The 20,417-nt window shown below is 71.9% G+C and carries 17 protein-coding genes and 1 pseudogene; 10 read left to right on the forward strand and 8 right to left on the reverse strand.

Annotated elements, in window-relative coordinates; translation table 11 throughout:
- The 3 genes from SCA03_RS30920 to SCA03_RS30930 all read right to left on the reverse strand — a co-directional run.
- Positions 1-1,019: SURF1 family cytochrome oxidase biogenesis protein (locus SCA03_RS30920; protein ID WP_371864017.1), on the reverse strand; the 1,019-nt coding region annotated here is incomplete at its 3' end.
- 25 nt (positions 1,020-1,044) lie between these two features.
- Positions 1,045-2,094 carry a DEDDh family exonuclease gene (locus SCA03_RS30925; protein WP_030885071.1) on the reverse strand — a complete coding sequence of 350 codons (1,050 nt, stop codon included), beginning with the start codon at positions 2,092-2,094 and terminating at the stop codon, positions 1,045-1,047.
- Positions 2,095-2,449: 355 nt separating this feature from the next.
- A complete protein-coding gene (locus tag SCA03_RS30930; RefSeq protein WP_170297893.1) occupies positions 2,450-4,015 on the reverse strand; it encodes a S8 family peptidase in 1,566 nt (521 codons plus the stop codon).
- A gap of 265 nt (positions 4,016-4,280) precedes the next feature.
- Here SCA03_RS30930 and SCA03_RS30935 point away from each other — a divergent pair.
- The 3 genes and pseudogenes from SCA03_RS30935 to moaA all read left to right on the forward strand — a co-directional run.
- Positions 4,281-4,634 (forward strand): annotated as a pseudogene (locus tag SCA03_RS30935) (DUF485 domain-containing protein); the annotation flags it as partial.
- Positions 4,635-4,702: 68 nt separating this feature from the next.
- On the forward strand, positions 4,703-6,349 hold the full coding sequence (locus SCA03_RS30940; protein WP_030885062.1) for a monocarboxylic acid transporter: 1,647 nt from the start codon (positions 4,703-4,705) through the stop codon (positions 6,347-6,349).
- Positions 6,350-6,563: 214 nt separating this feature from the next.
- Positions 6,564-7,553, forward strand: a complete 990-nt coding sequence (gene moaA / locus SCA03_RS30945; RefSeq protein ID WP_030885058.1) for a GTP 3',8-cyclase MoaA — start codon at positions 6,564-6,566, stop codon at positions 7,551-7,553.
- Between the two features lie 86 nt (positions 7,554-7,639).
- On the opposite strand, the gene SCA03_RS30950 is transcribed toward moaA, so the two are convergent.
- From SCA03_RS30950 to tyrS, 3 genes are all read right to left on the reverse strand, one after another.
- Positions 7,640-7,849, reverse strand: a complete 210-nt coding sequence (locus SCA03_RS30950) for a hypothetical protein (protein ID WP_037849863.1) — start codon at positions 7,847-7,849, stop codon at positions 7,640-7,642.
- Positions 7,850-8,193: 344 nt separating this feature from the next.
- Positions 8,194-8,550, reverse strand: coding sequence for a DUF3099 domain-containing protein (locus tag SCA03_RS30955; RefSeq protein ID WP_030886907.1), 357 nt, complete (start codon positions 8,548-8,550; stop codon positions 8,194-8,196).
- A 235-nt stretch (positions 8,551-8,785) separates the two neighbouring features.
- A complete protein-coding gene (gene tyrS / locus SCA03_RS30960) occupies positions 8,786-10,204 on the reverse strand; it encodes a tyrosine--tRNA ligase (RefSeq protein WP_086815058.1) in 1,419 nt (472 codons plus the stop codon).
- Positions 10,205-10,497: 293 nt separating this feature from the next.
- On the opposite strand from tyrS, the gene fabG reads away from it, so the two are divergent.
- Both fabG and fabI read left to right on the forward strand, forming a co-directional pair.
- Positions 10,498-11,202 (forward strand): 3-oxoacyl-[acyl-carrier-protein] reductase, encoded by a 705-nt coding sequence (gene fabG / locus SCA03_RS30965; RefSeq protein WP_030885046.1) that lies wholly within the window; start codon positions 10,498-10,500, stop codon positions 11,200-11,202.
- Positions 11,203-11,206: 4 nt separating this feature from the next.
- The gene (gene fabI / locus SCA03_RS30970) at positions 11,207-11,977 is read left to right on the forward strand and encodes an enoyl-ACP reductase FabI (protein WP_030885043.1); all 771 of its coding nucleotides are present in this window, start codon (positions 11,207-11,209) and stop codon (positions 11,975-11,977) included.
- A gap of 231 nt (positions 11,978-12,208) precedes the next feature.
- On the opposite strand, the gene SCA03_RS30975 is transcribed toward fabI, so the two are convergent.
- A complete protein-coding gene (locus SCA03_RS30975; RefSeq protein ID WP_086815059.1) occupies positions 12,209-13,045 on the reverse strand; it encodes a FadR/GntR family transcriptional regulator in 837 nt (278 codons plus the stop codon).
- A 23-nt stretch (positions 13,046-13,068) separates the two neighbouring features.
- On the opposite strand from SCA03_RS30975, the gene SCA03_RS30980 reads away from it, so the two are divergent.
- From SCA03_RS30980 to SCA03_RS30990, 4 genes are all read left to right on the forward strand, one after another.
- Positions 13,069-14,436 (forward strand): CynX/NimT family MFS transporter, encoded by a 1,368-nt coding sequence (locus tag SCA03_RS30980; protein WP_371864019.1) that lies wholly within the window; start codon positions 13,069-13,071, stop codon positions 14,434-14,436.
- 16 nt (positions 14,437-14,452) lie between these two features.
- Entirely contained in the window at positions 14,453-14,569 is a 117-nt protein-coding gene (locus SCA03_RS36905) for an SGM_5486 family transporter-associated protein (RefSeq protein WP_267883234.1), read from the forward strand.
- A gap of 150 nt (positions 14,570-14,719) precedes the next feature.
- On the forward strand, positions 14,720-14,941 hold the full coding sequence (locus SCA03_RS30985; RefSeq protein ID WP_030885035.1) for a hypothetical protein: 222 nt from the start codon (positions 14,720-14,722) through the stop codon (positions 14,939-14,941).
- A gap of 231 nt (positions 14,942-15,172) precedes the next feature.
- The gene (locus tag SCA03_RS30990; protein ID WP_030885032.1) at positions 15,173-15,688 is read left to right on the forward strand and encodes a SixA phosphatase family protein; all 516 of its coding nucleotides are present in this window, start codon (positions 15,173-15,175) and stop codon (positions 15,686-15,688) included.
- A gap of 222 nt (positions 15,689-15,910) precedes the next feature.
- Here the strand turns inward: SCA03_RS30990 and serB are convergent, their stop codons facing one another.
- Entirely contained in the window at positions 15,911-17,254 is a 1,344-nt protein-coding gene (serB, locus tag SCA03_RS30995) for a phosphoserine phosphatase SerB (protein ID WP_230989020.1), read from the reverse strand.
- Between the two features lie 338 nt (positions 17,255-17,592).
- Here serB and SCA03_RS31000 point away from each other — a divergent pair, with 338 nt between their 5' ends.
- On the forward strand, positions 17,593-20,352 hold the full coding sequence (locus SCA03_RS31000; RefSeq protein WP_086815060.1) for an ABC transporter ATP-binding protein/permease: 2,760 nt from the start codon (positions 17,593-17,595) through the stop codon (positions 20,350-20,352).
- The last annotated feature ends 65 nt before the right edge of the window (positions 20,353-20,417 follow it).

Genomic DNA, 20,417 nt, shown 5'->3' on the forward strand with positions numbered 1-20,417 from the left:
CGGGCCGCGGACCGGTCGCCCGCCGCAGCCGTGGCGGGCGCCGTGGCGTCCTCGGGCTCGTGCTCGGTCCCGTCCTCGGCGGCGCTGCCGTCCCGTGCGGTGCCGTTCCCCGGGGCGTCGTCCTTCCTGGCGGCGTTCTCCACGGCGTCGTTCTCCGCGGGGGCTTCGTTGCCGGAGCCGGAGCCGGAGCCGGGATCGGGGTCATGGTCGGGGCCGGGGCCCGTCGCCGTGGTGCCGCCGCCCGGGGCCGTGCCGCCGTCGGCCTTGCGGCGGCGCTCCTGGGCCTCGCGGCGGACGAGGATGACCCACCCGACGGGAACGGCGCCCGTGAACAGCCACCACTGGACGGCGTAGGCCATGTGCGGCCCGATGCCGGAGTGGTCGGGCTCGGGCAGGACTTCGGGCTGCTTGCCCTGGCCCTTCGGGGAGCTGGAGGTGAGCTGGACGAAGCCGCGCAGCACGGGCTGGTGCAGCCGCTTCTCCTGCTGCCTGCTGTTGATCAGCATGACCTGCCGGTCGGGCAGGCCCTTGGTGTCCTTGATGCCGCTGGCCTCGGTCGTCTCGTCGGGCATCATCCGGCCCCGGACGGTCACCTCGCCCCGGGGCGCCGGCGGCACGTCGGGGAAGGCGGTCAGATCGCGGTCGGCGCGGATCCAGCCGCGGTTGACGAGCAGGGCCGAACCGTCCTTCAGGACGAGCGGGGTGACGACGAAGTAGCCGATGGTGTCGCCGTCCGCCGCCGTGCGGTGCCGCACGACGACCTCGTGCTTCTCGTCGAACGTGCCGCGCGCCGTGACCGGCCGGAACTTGTCCTTGTCGGACGGGCCGCGGTGCCTGCCCGTCAGCTCGGTGACGGGCACCGTGCGCGTGTGGAGGGCGGCGGCGACCTCCTCGTTGCGGGCGACCCGTGCCTCGTGGCGATGGAGCTGCCAGAAGCCCAGCTTGATCATCGTGGGGATGAGCACGAGGCCGAGCAGGGTGAGGATCACCCACTGCCGGGACAACAGGAAGCGGTACACGCCTACTGACGGTACCCGCAGGGGCTCATCCGCCGGGCGCGGGGGCGGCTTCCTGCACGTCCTGGAGGAGCTGGCTGAAGGCCGCCTCGTCGATGACCGGCGTGCCGAACGAGCGGGCCTTGACGAGCTTGGAGGTGTCCGCTTCGGGATCGTTGGTGACCAGCAGGCTGGTGAGCCGGGAGACGCTGGTGGCGATGTGCAGCCCGGCCTCGATCGCGCGGTCCTCCAGCAGTTCGCGGTCCACGGAGGTGTCCCCGGAGATCGCCACCCGCATGCCCTGGACGAGCCTGCCGCCCGGCTCGTAGCGGCCGGGGTTGGGGTACGGGCAGGCGGGGCGCTTGCGGGCGGGGCGCCAGCTGCGTCCGTAGGAGCCGGAGCGGTAGCCGCTCGAACCGCCGGAGGAGGAGCGCGGCACGATGCGGTCCGACCACTCGCTCAGCGGCTGGCAGGCCAGCAGCGGCAGCCGTGCCTCGCGGCTGGCGGCGAGCCGCAGGGCGGGCCGGAACGCCTCGGCCAGCACCCGTGCGTCGTCGAGCGCGTGGTGCGCGTGTTCCTGGACGACGCCGTAGTGGGCCGCGAGGGACTCCAGCTTGTGGTTGGGCAGCGGGAGGGCGAGCGTCTTGGACAGCGCGATGGTGCACAGCCGCCGGCGCACCGGTGCCTCGCGCCGGGCTCTGGCGTACTCCCGGGCGATCATGGACCAGTCGAAGATGGCGTTGTGCGCGACCAGCACCCGGTCCCGGAGCCGTGCGGCCAGTTCGTCGGCGATCTCCTCGAACAGCGGTGCGTCCGCGAGGGCCTCGGACGTGAGCCCGTGGATCCAGGTGGGGCCGGGATCGCGCTGCGGGTTGACGAGGGTGTACCAGTGGTCCTCGACCTCGCCGCGGGAGTCGAGGCGGTAGACGGCGGCGGAGACTATGCGGTCGTCGCGCGCGAGCCCCGTGGTCTCGACGTCCACCACCGCGTAGCCGTCCGGATATCCGGCCGGCCAGCCCGCGGTCGGCCGGGCGTCGGCGGGCTGCGCGGGGAGGTGCGCGGACGTGCCGTCCGTGCGTGCCGTGGTGTCGTCGAGCATGGTCCCAGAGAATACGGGTCGGCACCGACAGTGCTGGAGGCCGCCCGGTGCCGCACGGCCGGAGTGCCCGCAAACGGGGCGAATGTCACCGTCGTTCCGCCGAACTCGCCGAACATGCCGCACTGGCCGAACTCGTCGGGCTCGCCGAACTCGTCGCACTCGCCGGGCTCGCCCGGAAGCACGGCATGTGCCCGGAGTGCCAGGGGTGTCGGCAACCCCCGGGTGCGCGGCGGCCGTTCGCCCTCGTCCGGGTGCGCAGGCGGGCGCGAAGGGGCCGGACCCCGCGCGGAGGTCCGGCCCCGACCGGGCCTGACGTCACATCAGTTCGCGACGTGCGTGCCGGTGCGCGGCGGGGTCACCGGGTGACGGCCGCCAGGGCGTCGACGAGGCCGTGGCCGTAGAAGCTGTTGTTGCCCCGAACGCCGGTGCACTCGGCCTTGTAGGTGCCCTTGCCGTCCGGGTCGTAGCTCTCCGGGCACGGCAGGGTCTTCGCCTGGGCCTTCAGCCGCCAGGCGATCTCCTGCGGAGTGGCCTGCGGGTGCTTGCTCTTGATGAGCGCCGCCACGCCGGCGACCTGCGGGCCGGCCATCGAGGTGCCCTGGAGGTAGGCGTAGTCGCCGTTCGGCATGGTGGACAGCACGCCGCCGTCCTTCGCCGGCTCGTCCGGCGTCTGGTACCTGCGGTCACCGCCGGGCGCCGTGACGTCGATCTGGTCCAGGCCGTAGTTGGAGTAGTACGACTTCAGGCTCTCCGGGCCGCTGGCGGAGACGGAGATCGCGCCGTCCAGCATCGTGGGCACATCGAGGCACTCGGCCGGGTCGATGGTGCGCTCGACGGGGGTGGAGTCGTTGGGGCTCGTGTCGTCGACGATCGAGTCGGTGGCGTGGTCCTGGGAGGAGTTGCCCGCCGAGCTGACCGTGGTCACACCCTTGCCCTGGGCGTACTTGACGGCCCGGCCCACCGCGTCCGCGATGGCCTTCTGGTCCGCCTGGTCCGCGCAGTTGTAGAGCCAGGGGTCGGTGTAATAGCTGTTGTTGGTGACCTCGATGCCGTGGTCGGCGGCGAAGACCATCGCGCAGACGACGGCCTCGGTGTAGAAGAGCGAGGTCTCCGGCTCGCTCACCTTGATCGAGGCGAGCTTCACGCCGGGCGCCGTGCCCGCGATGCCGACGCCGTTGCGGGGGGCGCCGATGATGCCGGCGACGTGCGTGCCGTGGTAGTCCTCGGACGGGTCGTAGGGGCGCCAGGCGCCCCGCTTCGTGTCCGCCTTGCCGCCGACGCAGCTGGCGGACTGGCCCGCGGAGAAGTTGGCCTTCAGATCGGGGTGGGTGTCGTCCACGCCGGTGTCGATGACGCCGACCGTGACGTCCCTGCTGCCCTCGTCGATCTTCGCGGCCTTGTCGGCGTTGATGGCCCGCTTGTCCCACTGGAGGGACTCCAGCGGCTCCTGCCCGTCGGCGCTCTTGGTCTTCTTGAGGGCCTTCGGCTCCTTCACGAAGACGGGCTTGCCCACCTCGGTGGTGGTGGCGGCCTTCATCGGGGCGGTGCGGGTGGCGCCGGCGGAGGAAACCCCCTTGACGGCGCGGAGCTTCTCGCCGAACTCCGGGTTCGCCGAGTGCGCGACGATGACGCCGATCTTGCCGTACGCGGCGACGACCTTGCCGTCGGCCTTGCGTATCCGGTTCTTGACCCGTTCGACGGTTTTCCGGTCGGTCGCGGTGTTGACGACGTAGCTGAGCTTCTCGCCCGGCTTCGCCTTCGCGCCCGCGGACTGCGCCGCGGAGGCGGTCCTGGCGTCCTGGCCGGCCTGCCCGTCCTGTGCGCTCGCGGCGGCGGCGCCCGCCAGGCCGAGGGAAGCGGTCAGCACCAGTCCCAGCGGCACCGCGAGAGCGCGACGCCGTCTGGAAGGTCTTGAATGCATGGGTTCTCCATGTCGTTTGAACTTGTCCACTGGCGACGGAAGTTATCTCTGTGAGGTGCGGAACTGCAATGGATTGATGGAGAAAGTCCGGAGGGTGTGCGAGGCGTTGATCGTGCGCCGTTGATTCCGCTGCCGCCCCCTGTTGCGGCGACAGACCGCGATCTACGATGCGCGGACCGTACGGGAGGGAGACCTGCGTCACACCGAGCACGCGTCCCGTGCCCCGTTCGTCTCGGGCGTGCGTCTCCGCCCCTCCGCTCACCACATGCCGTCGGGAGTCACTGTGGACACCGCCCCCCAGCACCCCGGATCCGGGCCACCGGGCGCCCCGGACTACACGGAGGTGCAACGCAGCGCCGAGTTCGGCGAACTGCGCCGCAGCTACCGCTCGTTCGTCTTCCCGCTCACCGTCGCGTTCATCGTCTGGTACCTGCTCTACGTCCTGCTCTCCAACTACGCGGGCGGGTTCATGGCCATCAAGGTGGCCGGCAACGTCAACGTCGCGCTCGTCTTCGGCCTCGCCCAGTTCGTGACGACGTTCCTCATCGCCTGGTGGTACTCCCGCTTCGCCGCCTCGAAGCTCGACCCCAGGTCCACGGCCATCAAGAACCGCCTGGAGGCGGCCGATTCCGGAAGCGGGCCGTCCGGCGGACGCTCCGGCGCCGCGGAGAACGAGGAGGGCGAGGCATGAGCGTCACCCAGCAGCTCGCCGCGCCCACCGTGGGCCTCGCGGCCGAAGGGGCCAGCGAGCACCGGCCGTTGATCATCACGCTCTTCTCGGTGTTCGTCGTCATCACCCTCGTCGTCACCGTCTGGGCGGGACGCAGGACGAAGGACGCCACCGACTTCTACGCGGGCGGGCGGCAGTTCAGCGGTTTCCAGAACGGTCTCGCGATCTCCGGCGACTACATGTCGGCGGCGTCCTTCCTCGGCATCGCCGGCGCCATCGCCCTGTCCGGGTACGACGGATTCCTCTACTCGATCGGGTTCCTCGTCGCCTGGCTCGTCGCGCTGCTGCTGGTCGCCGAGCCGCTGCGCAACTCCGGCCGCTACACCATGGGCGACGTGCTGGCCTACCGGATGCGGCAGCGTCCCGTGCGGACGGCCGCCGGGGTGTCCACCATCATCGTCTCGATCTTCTATCTGCTCGCCCAGATGGTCGGCGCGGGAGCGCTCGTCGCCCTGCTGCTGGGGATCACCGGCGAGACGGGCAAGAACCTGATCGTCGTCTTCGTCGGGATCGTCATGATCCTCTATGTGACGATCGGCGGGATGAAGGGCACCACCTGGGTCCAGATGATCAAGGCGTGCCTGCTGATCGGCGGCACCCTGATCATCACCGTCCTGGTGCTGCACAAGTACAACTACAACATCTCCTCGCTGCTCGGCGCCGCGGCCGAGAACAGCGGCAAGGGCGCCGCGTTCCTGGAGCCCGGGCTGAAGTACGGGGTGAGCACCACCTCGAAGATCGACTTCATCTCGCTGGGTATCGCGCTCGTCCTCGGTACCGCGGGGCTGCCCCACATCCTCATCCGCTTCTACACCGTCCCGACGGCCAAGGCCGCCCGGAAATCGGTGAACTGGGCCATCGGCATCATCGGCGTCTTCTACCTGATGACGATCGCGCTGGGCTTCGGCGCCGCCGCGCTGCTCAGCCCGAAGACGATCACCGACTCCAACGCGGCGGGCAACACCGCGGCCCCGCTGCTCGCCGAGGCGATCGGCGGCGGCAGCGACTCCGCCGGCGGCGCCATCCTGCTGGCGATGATCTCCGCGGTGGCCTTCGCGACCATCCTGGCCGTCGTCGCGGGGCTCACCCTCGCCTCGTCCTCGTCGTTCGCGCACGACCTGTACGCCAACGTCATCCGCAAGGGCGAGGCGAGCGAGAAGGAGGAGGTGCGGGCCGCCCGGATCTCCGCCGTGATCATCGGCGCCGTGGCCATCGCCCTGGGCATCTTCGCGGGCAAGCTGAACGTCGCCGGCCTCGTCGCGCTGGCCTTCGCGGTCGCGGCCTCCGCCAACCTGCCGACGCTGCTCTACAGCCTGTTCTGGAAGCGGTTCACGACGGCGGGCGCGCTGTGGTCCATCTACGGCGGCCTCTTCTCGTCCGTCGTGCTCGTCCTCTTCTCGCCCGTCGTCTCGGGCAAGGAGACCTCGATGTTCCCGGACGTGGACTTCGCCTGGTTCCCGCTGGAGAACCCCGGACTGATCTCCATTCCGCTGGGCTTCCTGCTCGGCTGGATCGGCTCGCTGCTGTCCCGGGACGAGCACGCGGGCGGCAGGAAGTACGCCGAGCTGGAGGTGCGTTCCATGACCGGTACCGGCGCGCACTGACACCACCGCTGCCGCGCGGGCCCGCCCGCGAACGACACGGCGCCGGCGTCCGCCTCCGGGCGGGCGCCGGCGCGGCGTTCCGCCGCACGGACGGGAACGCCCCACCTGCCCCGGGTCGCACAGCGTCACCGCCCGGCCACCTCGCCGAGCTGTCGTTTCCCACAAAGGTGGCTTACGCTGCGAGACGGATCACGTACCAGGGAGGGGCGTCAGCATGCTGCTCGACACCTACGGCCGGGTCGCCACCGACCTGCGCGTTTCGCTGACCGACCGGTGCAACCTGCGGTGCACCTACTGCATGCCCGAAGAGGGCCTCCAGTGGCTCGCGAAACCGCAGCTGCTCACCGACGACGAGATCGTCCGCCTCGTGCGCATCGCCGTGACCGAACTCGGCGTCACCGAGGTGCGGTTCACCGGAGGCGAGCCGCTGCTGCGCCCCGGCCTCACCGGCATCGTCGCCCGCTGCGCCGAGCTGGAACCGCGCCCCCGGCTCTCCCTGACGACCAACGGCATCGGCCTGGAGCGCACCGCTCCCGCCCTGCGCGAGGCCGGCCTGGACCGCGTCAACGTCTCGCTGGACACGCTCGATCCGGACACCTTCCAGCGCATGACCCGCCGCAAGCGGCACGCCGATGTGCTGCGCGGGCTGGCCGCCGCACGCGAGGCCGGCCTCACACCGGTGAAGGTGAACGCCGTCCTGATGCCCGGGCTCAACGACACCGAGGCGCCCGACCTGCTCTCCTGGGCGCTGGAGGAGGACTACGAGCTGCGCTTCATCGAGCAGATGCCGCTGGACGCCCAGCACGGCTGGCAGCGCGAGGGGATGATCACCGCCGGGGACATCCTGGAGTCCCTGCGCACCCGCTTCCGGCTCACCCCGGAGGGCGAGGACGCGCGCGGCTCGGCGCCCGCCGAGCGCTGGCTGGTGGACGGCGGTCCGCAGCGCGTGGGCGTCATCGCCTCTGTCACCCGGCCGTTCTGCCGGGCCTGCGACCGCACCCGGCTGACCGCCGACGGGCAGGTGCGCACCTGCCTGTTCGCGACGGAGGAGTCGGATCTGCGCGGTGCCCTGCGCGAGGGCGCCTCGGACGCCGAGATCGCCGGGCGCTGGCGCACCGCGATGTGGGGCAAGAAGGCCGGAGCGGGGATCGACGATCCCTCGTTCGTGCAGCCGCAGCGCCCGATGTCGGCGATCGGCGGCTGACCGGCGGCGCACCCGCCCCGGCCGCTCCCCGGGCCGCCCGCGCGCCGGACCCGGGGCACGGCCGCGCGCCCGGCCGACCGTCCCGGTCAGCCGTCGGAGCCGTGCTCCCGCTCCCACTCCTCAAGCGGCACGGTGTCCTTCAGAAAGCCGCGCGCCCCGAGGAACTTCCCCAGGTACTCGCGGTGTTCGTCGCACGCGAGCCACGTCTTGCGGCGTTCCGGCGTGTGCAGCTTCGGGTTGTTCCAGGCGAGCACCCAGACGGCCGGGGCGCGGCAGCCCTTGGCGGAGCAGATCACGGCCCCGGTGCCGGCGGAGGCGGCGGAACCGGCCGGGCCGGAGAGGCCGGAGGGACCGGAAGGACCGGAGGCGCCGGACGAGCCGGAGGAGTCTGCCGGGCCGGACGGGGACGGGGAAGCGGAGGGAGACGGAGGAAACACCCCGCCATCATCCCTCAGCGCCCACAGAAATAGCGACGCCGGGCAGCCACGGGGGGAGCCGCCCGGCGTCGGTCCATCGCTCCGACGGGGGATGCGGAGCGCAACTGAAGTATGGCATGCCGGACCCCGCGGAGTGCACCGGAACCGCATGATTGATCTGAGCTTTTCTTGAGCTTGGTACAACCCTGCCGGTCAGCCGCCGGTCAACTGCGGTCGTCGGAGCCCACGTTCGGGGAGCGCCTGGCACCTTCCGCCGCGCCTTCCGGCTTCGGCAGTTCCGGTTTCGGCGGCCCGTCGAGCACCGTCGTGGGAAGCGAAGGCGCGTTCTCCCGGCCCGCGTTGGCGAAGACGACGGCCACGTACGGCATCACCGCACCGAGCACGAGCGCCGCAACTGCCAGCGGGAGCTGCACATTCCACAGCAGCACGGCCAGCAGGACCGCGACCGTACGGCACAGCATGGAGATCACATAGCGGCGCTGTCTGCCCCGCACATCCTCCTGGAGACCCTGACGGGCCCCGGTGATCCGGAACACCTCCGGCTGCTGCCGCTTCCGCATCACGTTCCACCACCTGCGTGCCACGCCGTCCCCCGCGGCCCGTGCCCGGGGGTCCCGGTCCTTTCCACGGTACGCCCCGGGTGCGACGGCTTCGAGACCGGGGCGCGGGGCCCGGGCGACCGGCACGGCTGCGCCGGAAAGGCGCTGCCCGGCTACGTCGTCGGACGTAGCCGGGCAGCGTGAGTCGCCGTAGGCGCGCCCCGGGCCGCGGGCCGTCGCACCCGGGGCGGCGGGCTCAGAGCCCCCGGATCTGGGCGATCTTCCGGCCGGCCTTGAGGTACACCGCGTCCGCCGTGCCCTCCGGCTGCGCGGCCACCGCCTCGCGGACGACCTCGGCCAGCGGACGCAGCGCCTCGCTCTCCGCCAGCACCACCGCGCGCTGCTTCTCCTCGCCCTTCTCGATGACGAGCCGCAGACCGTTCTGCTTGGCGACACGGCGCGCCGCCGAAGCGCTCGGGGTGAACTCCAGCACCTTGCTCAGCACCGTCGCGATGCCCTCCGCGCCGTGCTCGGACAGCTCCACGACGGGCAGCGTGCCGACGTCGGCGAAGGACTTCTTGGAGAACTGCGCCACGAACCCGGCCCGCGCCGCCATCGCCGCCTCGACGCCGTGCAGCGCCGTGACGACCTCGCCCGCCAGGATCTTCTTCAGATCCATCGGGTGCAGCGAGCGCGCCTCCAGCCGGGCCGTCACCTGCGTGATCTCCTCGTCCGTCCACTCGGTCCAGGCGCGCAGGTAGGGCACCATCAGCCGGTCGGGGATCGACATGATCTTGCCGAAGACCTCGTCGGGGCTGCTGGAGAGACCGACGTAATTGCCCTTGGACTTCGACATCTTGGCGCCCGAGCCGTCGGTGCCCTCCACCAGCGGCATCGTGACCACCAACTGCGGCTGCTGACCGCGGACCTCCATGACCCTGCGGCCCATCTGGAGGTTCAGCAGCTGGTCGACGCCGCCCAACTCCACGTCGCAGTCCAGCTCGACGGAGTCCAGCGCCTGGGCGACGGGGTAGAGCAGCTCGGACATCGTCAGGCCCGAGCCCTCGGAGAGCCGGTTGCGGAAGTCGTCGCGCTGGAGCAGGGCGGAGACCGGCACCTGGGAGAGCAGCCCGAGCAGCTGCGGCAGCGTGAAGCCGCTCAGCCACTGGCTGTTGTAGGCGAAGCGGACCTTCTCGAAGTCGAAGAAGGGGCGCACCTGGTCCCGGTAGCCCGCCAGGTTCCGGGCGATGTCCTCGTCGGTCAGCGGCGGGCGCTCGGCCGTCCGGCCCGAGGGGTCGCCGATCTTGGCGGTGAAGTCGCCGATGATCAGCGTCACCTCGTGGCCCATGCGCTGGAACCGGCTGAGGATGATCACCGGGACCGCGTGGCCCAGATGCACATCCGCCGCCGTCGGGTCGATGCCCAGCTTGATCCGCAGGCCGTTGCCCTGGGCACGGCGCTCGTCGATGCGCTCGGCCAGCTTCTCCACGGACGGCAGGAGTTCGACGGCGCGGGCACCGATCAGCCGCGCCTGCTCGGCGGCCGGGAGATCGCTCAGATCCAGATAGCGACGCGAACCCGTCTCCGTGAGCAGCTGCTCGACGGTCCTGTCGGAGGAGAGGTCCTGGGCCAGCAGTTCGCCGGCTCGCTGTACGGAATCGCCGAGGCGTGTCACGTCACTGTCCTGGTGCGTCGGTACGGATGGGTCACCGGAGAGTCTATGCGCCGCCCCCGACACCGCGCCGTCCCGGCAGGTGCGCCCGGGCCGCCCCCGTCCGCCCGCGGGGCGCCCGTCCCCGGCTCGGCTCCCCGTACCGTACGCACGCCTCTTCTGTAGGGACTCCACAGGAGCCCGCCCGGCCCCCTGTCCATGCCCGATTCCTCCCCGCGACCGGGCGGCGGATAGGTTCTACCTGCGCAGGACAGCTTGCGACCGACCGACAGCCAACGCAGAGAGGGTGGTCACGCTTGAGCCGCTCAGTGCTCGTCACCGGAGGGAACCGCGGCATCGGGCTCGCCATCGCCCGTGCCTTCGCCGAGGGGGGCGACGCCGTCGCCGTCACCCATCGCTCAGGCGAGCCGCCGGAGGGCCTGTTCGGGGTCAGGTGCGACATCACCGACCCCGAGCAGGTGGAGGCCGCCTACAAGGAGGTCGAGGAGAAGCAGGGCCCGGTCGAGGTGCTCGTCGCCAACGCGGGCATCACCCGTGACCAGCTCCTGCTGCGCATGTCCGAGGAGGACTTCAGCGCCGTCCTGGACACGAACCTCACCGGCACCTACCGCGTCGTCAAGCGCGCCGCCCGCGGCATGCTGCGTGCCCGCAAGGGTCGTATCGTGCTGATCTCCTCGGTCGTCGGACTGATGGGGCAGGCCGGGCAGGCCAACTACGCCGCCTCCAAGGCCGGTCTGGTCGGTTTCGCCCGCTCGCTCTCGCGCGAGCTGGGGTCCCGCAACATCACCTGCAACGTCGTCTCGCCCGGCTTCGTCGACACCGACATGACGCGTGCGCTCAGCGACGAACAGCGCGCCGATTTCGTCAAGCAGGTGCCGCTGGGCCGTTACGCCCAGCCCGAGGAGGTCGCCTCCTCGGTCCGCTTCCTGGCGTCCGACGAGGCCGCGTACATCACCGGAGCCGTCATTCCCGTGGACGGCGGATTGGGCATGGGTCACTGAAACAATGAGCGGAATCCTCGCCGGAAAGCGGATCCTCGTCACCGGCGTCATCACCGACGGGTCGATCGCCTTCCACGCGGCCAAGGTCGCGCAGGAGCAGGGGGCCGAGGTGCTCCTCACCGGGTTCGGCCGGGTCTCCCTCGTCGAGCGGATCGCCAAGCGGCTTCCGGAGCCCGCGCCCGTCATCGAGCTGGACGCCACCAACCAGGAGCACCTGGACGCGCTGCCCGGCAAGATCAAGGAGCACTGGGGGGAGGACGCGCGCCTCGACGGCGTCGTCCACTCCATCGCCTTCGGCCCGGAGGGCGCCTTCAACTTCCTTCAGGGCGGCTGGGAGGACGTCAGCACGGCGCTGCACGTCTCCGCCTACTCGCTCAAGTCCCTGACGACGGCGTGCCTGCCGCTCCTGCACGAGGGCAGCTCCGTCGTCGGCCTCACCTTCGACGCGCAGCTCGCCTGGCCCAAGTACGACTGGATGGGCGTGGCCAAGGCCGCCCTGGAGTCCACCAGCCGCTACCTGGCGCGCGACCTGGGGCCGCGCGGCATCCGCTGCAACCTGGTCTCGGCCGGCCCCATCAAGTCGATGGCCGCCAAGTCGATCCCGGGCTTCGAGGAGCTGGCCGACGTGTGGAACCACCGCGCCCCCATCGGCTGGGAGCTGACCGACCCGGACCCGGCCGGCCGCGGTGTCGTCGCGCTGCTGTCGGACTTCTTCCCGCGTACGACGGGCGAGATCGTGCACGTCGACGGCGGCGTGCACATGATGGGCGCCTGAGCGCCCGCGATCGGCGGCCTGTGCGGCCGTGAGCCGGGGGCGGGCACACCGCCCGGCCCCGGCGCCGACGGGCCCGTCGTCCGCCGGCCGGTGCAACCCTTCCTGCCGGCCGGTGGACGACGGGCCCGTTCGCGTACCCGGACCCTCCCGGCGGCGGTCCGTCCGCGCGCGGCCCGGAGAAGCAGGAGCCCGGCCCGGGCCGCGCGCGGGGGAGCGGTGCGGCGGAAGGGCTCAGCCGGCCGCCGGTGACGGCCCGTGGCTCCACTCCGCCGTGTGTGCGGCGGCCTCCCGTCCGGCGTCCTCGACGGCGCCCTCCCGGATCGCGCGGAGCAGCCGGGAGTGGTCCATGTAGCCCTCGGGGCTGAGCCGGTCGCCCACGTCCACCCGGAGAAAGGCGAGCAGCACCTCGGCCAGGTCCGCGTACAGGGCGGAGAGCACCTCGTTGTGCGAGGCCGCGAGCACGCCCATGTGCAGGCTGCGGTCCGCCTCCACGAAGCGGTCGACGTCGCCCGACTCCCAGGCGGACTCCCGCCGCTCCAGCAGCCCGTCGAGCCGGTGCAGATCCTGCTCGGTGCGCCGTGCCGCCGCCAGCTTCGCGCCGGCCGTCTCCAGCGCCGAACGCAGCTCGGCGACGTGCTGGAGATCGGCGTCGGCGAACCGCCGGTGCATCACCCCGGCCAGCTCACTGGTGGCGATGACGTAGGTGCCCGAGCCCTGCCTGATGTCCAGCAGACCGTTGTGCGCGAGCGCGCGCACGGCCTCCCGCACCGTGTTCCTGGCGACCCCGAGCTGCTCGACGAGTTCGGGCTCGGTCGGGATCCGGCTGCCGACCGGCCAGGCGCCCGAGGTGATCTGCTCGCGCAGCGTCGCGATCACCTGGTCGCTGAGCGAGGCGCGCTGCGGAGCGGCGAGCGGGCGCGGGGCGGACGGCGCGCCGGAGCCGGTGCCCGGGGCGGAGCCGGGAGCCGCGCCGGCCGGGTGTCCGGGGCCGTCCCGGTCGTCGGGAGGGTCCCCGCTGTCCGGAGCCCGGCGGCGGGACGGGGTGGAAAGCGATTGGCCGCGATTCATCCCATGATTCTATGATGGCGCGTATGGCGATGGCACACGACGAATCCGACAGCGCGACGATCGATCCCCGCACCCCCGAGGGCCCCGGCACGACCGGCCCCTCCGACGGCGGCGGAGGCACCGCGCCCGCCGGGGGCGCCACCGCTCCCCGCTGGCTGCTCCGCTTCGTCGTGGCGGGCCTCGTCCTGGGCGCGCTCAACCTCCGGCCCGCGATATCCGGGCTCGGGCCGCTCCTGGAGGAGGTGCGGGACGGCCTGGGCATGAACGGCACCGTCGCCGGGCTGCTCACCTCCGTGCCCCCGCTCTGCTTCGCGATCTTCGGCGGGCTCGCGCCCCGCCTCGCCCGGCAGAAGGGCCCGGCCGCCGTGGTGCTGGCCGGAATGGTCGCCATCACCGTCGGGCTGGTGCTGCGGCCCTTCGCCGGTGGCACCGCCACCTTCCTCGCCACCACGGCCCTCGCCCTCGCCGGAATCGCCGTCAGCAACGTCCTCATGCCCGTCGTCGTCAAGCACTGGTTCCCGGACCGGGTGGGCACGATGACCGGCGTCTACTCGATGGCCCTGGCCATGGGCACCTCCGGCTCGGCCGCGCTCGCCGTCCCCATGACCGATGCGCTGGGCGGCAGTTGGCGCGTCGGGCTCGGCGTCTGGGCCGTGCTCGGCGCCGTCGCGATCGTCCCGTGGGCCGTCGTCCTGCGGGACCGCTCGGCGCGCACCCCCGAACCGCAGGCCGAGCAGGAGGCCGTGCCCGAGGAGACCGAGGAGGCCGAGGAGCGCAACCGGGCCCGGAAGCCGGCCGCCGCCGCGGCCCCGCTGCGGATCACCAAGTCGCCCACCGCGTGGTGGCTGGCCGTCTTCTTCGGCCTCCAGGCGTCCGCCGCCTACATCACCATGGGCTGGCTCCCGCAGATCTTCCGGGACGCCGGCGTCTCCGCCTCCTCGGCCGGGCTGATGCTCGCCGTGACGATGGGCATGGGCATCCCGCTCTCCTTCGTCCTGCCGAAGATGGCGGCCCGGATGCGCCACCAGGGTCCGCTCGTGCTCGTCCTCGGGGCGTGCGGCCTGATCTCCTACGCCGGGCTGTGGCTGGCCCCGGCGTCCGGCGCGTGGGCCTGGGCGCTGGTGCTGGGCATCTCCAACTGCGCCTTCCCGCTGGCCCTCACCATGATCGGGATGCGGTCCCGCTCCAGCGCGGGCGTCGTGAAGCTGTCCGCCTTCTCGCAGAGCACCGGCTACCTCATCTCCATCCCCGGCCCGCTCCTCGTCGGCGCCCTGCACGACGTCAGCGGCGGCTGGAACGTCCCGCTGGTGCTCATGGCGGCGCTGATGGTGGGGCAGATGGCGGTCGGTCTGCTCGCCGGGCGGGACCGGGTCATCGAGGACGGCCGCTGAGTGCGAAACTGGCCCCATGCCAGTGCTCGAACCGAACCCGCCGAAACCGCAGAAGAAGCTGTTGATGATCTTCGGCGCCATGATCGCCGTCACGGTCGTCATCGGTGTGATCGCCAGCATCGCCGCCCCCTGAACCGCCTCCCGCCGCCTTCGGGGTGGTGCTGGCCCCACCACCCCTAGGGGGGCCGGGTCAGGGGTGAGTGGGTGGCTCACCTGATGGGCCGGCCGCCCCGCCGTCCGTACCGTCGAAGCAACAGGACGACGGACCCACCGGAGGCGAACCATGGCGGCCCCCGCGACCCGCACCAGCACGGAACAGCGGCCCCGCGCGGCGAAGGGCGTGCAGACCCGGGTGCCGTGGTGGGGCCTGCTGCTGCCCGCGCTCGGTTTCGCCCTGCTCCTGGGCCTGCTGATGGGCGGGGGAGAGGCCGCCGCGGCCCAGCACCGCACCGAGAGCCCGGTGCTGACCTTCCTCGCCGAGGTGCGCGACGCGCTGCTCCCGTGACGGGACGACGCCCGCGCCCCACGCGCCCGCGCCGCATGCTCACCCTCGCGCACGCGCGCTCGTCCGCCCGCCCCGCGCGCCCGCGCCCGCCCGCGAACGCGGCGGCCCGCGGCTCCGCGCGCCCGGCCCTTCCGGCCCCGCGCACACGCCGGATCACCGTCCGTCACCCGTGCCGGGCAGCCGCCTCAACACCCCGCGCCCGGCGGCCGGTTTCGTGCGAAGCTGGGGAGTATGAGCGTCGATGTGCCCCGCAGTATCGTCCTTCTCCGGCACGCTAAGGCGGACTGGCCCCAGGTCGCCGATCACGAGCGGCCCCTCGCGGACAGAGGGCGCCAGGAGGCCCCGCTCGCCGGGGAGTGGATCGCCGCCCAGGGCCTGTCCCCGCAGCGCACCCTGTGCTCCACGGCGACCCGCACCCGCGAGACCTGGAAGCTCGTCGTCCAGCACCTTCCGCACCGCCCGAAGACGGTGTACGAGGAGCGGCTCTACGAGGCGCCGCCCGGCCAGATCATCGAAGTCGTCAACGAAACCCCCGACGAGGTAAGGGACTTGCTCGTCATCGGGCACAACCCCGGCATGCAGGCGGTCGCCGACCTGGTGGCGGGCAGCGCACAGGAGGAGGCGCGGGCCCGGCTGGAGCGGGGTTTCCCCACCGCCGCCGTCGCGGTGCTGCGCTTCAGCGGCCCCTGGAAGTCCGTGGAGCCGGGCAGCGCCGAGCTGACGGCCTTCTGGACCCCGCACTCCTGACGCGCCCCTGACCGCCGGACCGCGCCCGGCCTCCGCGCCACCGGTCCGGCACCCGGCCCACCGGACGCGACCGGCGCCCGGCCCGGACCCCACCCCTTGACGACCCCTGCACGCCCTCTCCGCGACCCCTCACGCCCGGCACCGCCTCCGGCCCGCGCGCCGACCCGGTGCCGGGCGCCGACGTCCGGGCGGCAGCCGATGCGCCGCAGCCGGGGCGGCGGCTCAGGCCGGGGCGGGGGCCGAGGAGTCCTCGCCGGACGCGCTCCGGGGCGCGTCCCCGTCCCGGGAGCCGTCCCCGCCGCGGGGTCCGTCCTCGCCCAGCAGGCCGTCGGCCCCCTCCATGCTGTCCTCGATGTCGGCGGCCTCGACCTCTTCCCGGGTGATCCCGAGCAGGTACAGCACGGTGTCCAGGAAGGGCACGTTGACCGAGGTGTGCGCGGCCTCCCGCACGAGCGGCTTGGCGTTGAAGGCCACCCCCAGCCCGGCCGCGTTGAGCATGTCCAGATCGTTGGCGCCGTCGCCGATGGCCACGGTCTGGGCCAGCGGAACCCCCGCCTCCGCGGCGAACCGGCGCAGCAGCCGGGCCTTGCCCGCCCGGTCGACGACCTCGCCGACGACGCGGCCGGTGAGCTTTCCGTCGACGATCTCCAGGGTGTTGGCCGAGGCGAAGTCCAGCCCCAGCTCCTCCTGGAGCGCGTCGGTCACCTGTGTGAAGCCGCCGGAGACGACGCCCACCTGGAAACCGAGCCGCTTGAGCGTACGGACGAGCGTGCGCGCCCCGGGGGTCAGCCGGACCTCCTCGCGGACCTTGTCCACCACCGAGGCGTCCAGCCCCGCCAGCAGCTCGACCCGGGCGTGCAGCGACTGCTCGAAGTCCAGCTCGCCGCGCATGGCCCGGGCCGTCACCTCGGCGACCTCGGCCTCGCAGCCCGCGTGGGCCGCGAACATCTCGATGACCTCGTCCTGGATGAGCGTGGAGTCGACGTCCATGACCACCAGACGCTGGGCCCGGCGCTGCAACCCGGAGGCGACCACCGCGACGTCCACCCCGTACCGGGCCGCCTCCAGCGCCAGCGAGGTGCGCAGATGGGCGGTCGGCGGGCCGGAGACGTCGAACTCGACAGCGAGCACCGGGTACTTGGCGAGCCGGAAGATGCGGTCGATGTTGCCGCCGGTCGAGGTGATGCTGGCCGCTATGGCGGCCGTCGACTCCGCGGTGAGCGGGTGCCCGAGGACCGTCACATGGGAACGCCCCGTGCCGCGCGGCCGGTTGTCCCCGACGCCGGAGATGATCTCGGCTTCCATGCCGACGGACTCGGCCCAGCTGTGCACCGTCGCCCGTAGTTCACCCTCCGTGCCCGTTCCGGTACTGGGGGAGGTCACGAGGGCGCACAGCGTTATACGGCCACGGGTGACGAGCTGTTCGATGTCGACGACGTCCACGGCGAAGGCGGCCAGGGTGTCGAAGAGCCCGGCGGTGATCCCGGGCCTGTCCTTGCCGAAGATCTTGACGAGGAGCGTCGGAGTGTCGGCGTACGAGGGAGGCAGGTCCACAGATGCGCTCATGGTCCTTTCACAGTACAGCCGACGGGTGACACGGACCCCGCCGGGCCCGGTGCCGGGGCCTTTGTGCGCCTGCGGGGCGGGCCGCGCCGGACCCGGCCGGGGAACGGGGCGGGGTGCCGTTCCGCCCGTGTCCGGAAACCTGCCCCTTGGAGTCCTTCGTCACCGCTGATGCCGTTGGACGGCTTTTCGGGACGGCCATGTCACAGCCCGGATGCGCTCTCCCGGCCCGACTTCCTGTCGGGCCGTCTGGCCTGGAATAGTGCCCTCACGACGTTCGCCATCCCTAGACTCCCTCACGCGCAGGGGGTACCTCGGGGGACAACTTTGTGGGGCATGGAGTGCCGGAACTCGTACTGGAATTGAATGGACAGACCTGGACGCTCGACCCGTCCAGGGCCTACACCCTCGGGCGGGATCCGCAGGGTGATGTGGTCATCGAGGACGCCAGGGTCTCCTGGCGGCATGCCACAGTGCGCTGGGGAGGGCGCAGCTGGGTCATTGAGGACCACGGCAGCACCAACGGCACCTATGTGCAAGGGCGACGGCTCCAGCAGCTGGAGCTGGCGCCGGGGATGAGCGTGCACCTGGGCAACGCGACCGACGGGCCGCAGCTCACCTTCTCCGGCGGCGCACCGGGCGGCGGCGGACAGCCCGGCGGGGCGTACAGCGCCGCCCAGGCCGCACCGCAGCAGGCCCAGGCCGCACCGCAGGCCGTGCCGGGGCAGGCACAGCAGCAGCCGGGCGCCGGCTGGGCCGGACAGCAGCAGGCCGGCTGGCAGCAGCCGCCTCAGGGTGCGCACCCGCAGCAGGCGCAGATGCCGCAGCAGGCACAGCAGCCGCAGTACGCCCAGCAGGCGCCGGGCGGTCAGTACGCACAGCAGCAGATGCCACAGCAGGCGCCGCCTCAGCAGCAGATGGCCCCGCAGCAGATGCAGCAGCCGGCGCCCGCGCAGCAGCAGATGCCGCAGATGCAGCCGCAGGGCGCTCCCGGGGTGCCACCGCAGGGCGGCCCCGGAGCGCAGCACGGTGCACAGCAGCCGGGCGGCGACCGCAGCCCGACGACCTTCCACCAGCTGTCGCTCGGCCGCATCATGCGTATCGGCCGTGCCCTGGAGAACGAGCTGGTGGTCTCCGACCTCCAGGTCTCCCGGCACCACGCGGAGTTCCGGGCCTCGCCCGACGGCCGGTGCGAGATCCACGACCTGGGCAGCCACAACGGCACCTACGTCAACGGCCAGCCGCTGCCCAAGTCCGGCTCCGCGGTCATCACGCCGCAGGACATCGTCGGCGTCGGCCACTCCACCTTCCGGCTGGTCGGCGACCGCCTGGAGGAGTTCGTCGACACCGGCGAGGTCTCCTTCTCCGCCCGCAACCTCACCGTGAAGGTGGACGGCGGCAAGGTCATCCTGAACAACGTGACGTTCGGGGTGCCGGAGAAGTCGCTCATAGGCGTGATCGGCCCGTCCGGCTCCGGAAAGTCCACACTGCTGCGGGCGCTGACCGGCTACCGCCCCGCGGACGCCGGTGAGGTCCTCTACGACAACCGGAACCTGTACAAGCAGTTCGCCGAGCTGCGCCAGCGCATCGGGCTCGTCCCGCAGGACGACATCCTGCACAAGGAGCTCAAGGTCCGCACAGCGCTGCGGTACGCCGCCAAGCTCCGCTTCCCCGGAGACGTCGCGGAAGCCGAGCGCAACGCGCGCGTGGAGGAGGTGCTGGCCGAGCTGAAGCTGGACATCCACGCCGACAAGCGCGTCACCTCCCTCTCCGGCGGCCAGCGCAAGCGGGTCTCGGTCGCCCTGGAGCTGCTCACCAAGCCGTCGCTGATCTTCCTGGACGAGCCCACCTCGGGCCTCGATCCGGGCATGGACCGCGACGTCATGCAGCTGCTGCGCGGCATGGCCGACGACGGCCGCACGGTCCTCGTGGTCACGCACTCGGTGGCCGAACTCCAGCTGTGCGACAAGCTGCTGGTGATGGCCCCCGGCGGCGGTGTGGCCTACTTCGGCCCGCCGGAGGAAGCGCTCAACTTCTTCGGCTACGACTCCTGGGCGGATGTCTTCTCGGCCTTCGAGAACTACCGCGACTACGACTGGATGGGCCGCTGGCAGGGGTCGCAGCACTACCAGATGTACGCGGCCGACCTGGACAACGCAGCAGCCAATGCCGCCAACGCGCCTGGCGCTCCCCACCCCGGCACGGCCCAGCAGCCCGACCCGTACGGCCAGGCACTCCAGCCCAGCAGACTCCAGAAGCCGCAGAGCTGGGGCTCCCAGCTGTGGACGCTGATCAGACGGTACGTGTCCGTCATCTCCTCGGACCGCGCCTTCTTGGTGCTGTCCTTCGTGACGCCGCTGCTGCTCGGTCTCGTCAGCACACTGATGCCGTCGGAGTACGGGCTGACGGCACCGATGGGCAAGACGAACGGGGACGCGGGCCCGATCCTGCTCATCCTGGCGATCGGTGCCTGTTTCTCCGGCGCCGCCAACTCCGTCCGTGAGCTGATCAAGGAACGGGTCATCTACGAGCGGGAACGCGCCACCGGCCTGTCCCGCTCGGCGTATCTGATGTCGAAGGTGATCGTCCTCGGTGTGGTCGCGGCCATCCAGGGCGTCCTGATGTGCGCCGTCGGCTTCTTCCCCCGGGATCTGCCCGAGGAGGGGCTGCTCGTCACCAACCCGGCCATCGAGATGGGCCTGGTGATGATGGTGCTCGGCGCCACCTCGATGATGTTCGGCCTGATCATCTCCTCGCTGGTGAAGACCTCCGAGAAGACGATGATCCTGCTCGTGCTGTTCGCCGTCGTCCAGGTCGTGTTCACCGGCATCCTCTTCAAGCTGTTCGACAGCCCCGGCGTCGAGCAGCTGGCCTGGCTGATGCCTTCCCGCTGGGCCATCGCCGCGCTGGGCACCACCACGGAACTCGGCCGTCTGATGCCGCAGGACAAGACGGACCCCACCAATGTCGACCCGCTGTGGGAGCACTCCCTCGACCAGTGGGCGATGGACGTCGGCATCCTCGTCGTCATGGGCGTCCTGTGCGGCTTCGTCGTCATCCGCCTGCTGCGCCGGCACGAGCCGGAGATCATGCGCAAGTGACCTCTGCCGCACGGCAGTCGGAGGGCGGTACCCGGCCGGGTACCGCCCTCCGGCATCTGTGCCCC

This window comes from Streptomyces cacaoi (genome assembly GCF_006539165.1).
GTDB lineage: Bacteria > Actinomycetota > Actinomycetes > Streptomycetales > Streptomycetaceae > Streptomyces > Streptomyces cacaoi.

Excerpts from the sequence above, each read along its gene's own strand:
- SCA03_RS30930 (WP_170297893.1), bottom strand. The coding sequence starts at position 4,015 with ATGCATTCAAGACCTTCCAGACGGCGTCGCGCTCTCGCGGTGCCGCTG.
- SCA03_RS36905 (WP_267883234.1), top strand. The coding sequence starts at position 14,453 with ATGCCAGTGCTCGAACCGAACCCGCCGAAACCGCAGAAGAAGCTGTTG.
- SCA03_RS30955 (WP_030886907.1), bottom strand. The coding sequence starts at position 8,550 with ATGCGGAAGCGGCAGCAGCCGGAGGTGTTCCGGATCACCGGGGCCCGT.
- SCA03_RS30990 (WP_030885032.1), top strand. The coding sequence starts at position 15,173 with ATGAGCGTCGATGTGCCCCGCAGTATCGTCCTTCTCCGGCACGCTAAG.
- SCA03_RS30940 (WP_030885062.1), top strand. The coding sequence starts at position 4,703 with ATGAGCGTCACCCAGCAGCTCGCCGCGCCCACCGTGGGCCTCGCGGCC.
- SCA03_RS30925 (WP_030885071.1), bottom strand. The coding sequence starts at position 2,094 with ATGCTCGACGACACCACGGCACGCACGGACGGCACGTCCGCGCACCTC.
- serB (WP_230989020.1), bottom strand. The coding sequence starts at position 17,254 with ATGAGCGCATCTGTGGACCTGCCTCCCTCGTACGCCGACACTCCGACG.
- SCA03_RS30980 (WP_371864019.1), top strand. The coding sequence starts at position 13,069 with ATGGCGATGGCACACGACGAATCCGACAGCGCGACGATCGATCCCCGC.
- fabI (WP_030885043.1), top strand. The coding sequence starts at position 11,207 with ATGAGCGGAATCCTCGCCGGAAAGCGGATCCTCGTCACCGGCGTCATC.
- moaA (WP_030885058.1), top strand. The coding sequence starts at position 6,564 with ATGCTGCTCGACACCTACGGCCGGGTCGCCACCGACCTGCGCGTTTCG.
- SCA03_RS30975 (WP_086815059.1), bottom strand. The coding sequence starts at position 13,045 with ATGAATCGCGGCCAATCGCTTTCCACCCCGTCCCGCCGCCGGGCTCCG.
- SCA03_RS30985 (WP_030885035.1), top strand. The coding sequence starts at position 14,720 with ATGGCGGCCCCCGCGACCCGCACCAGCACGGAACAGCGGCCCCGCGCG.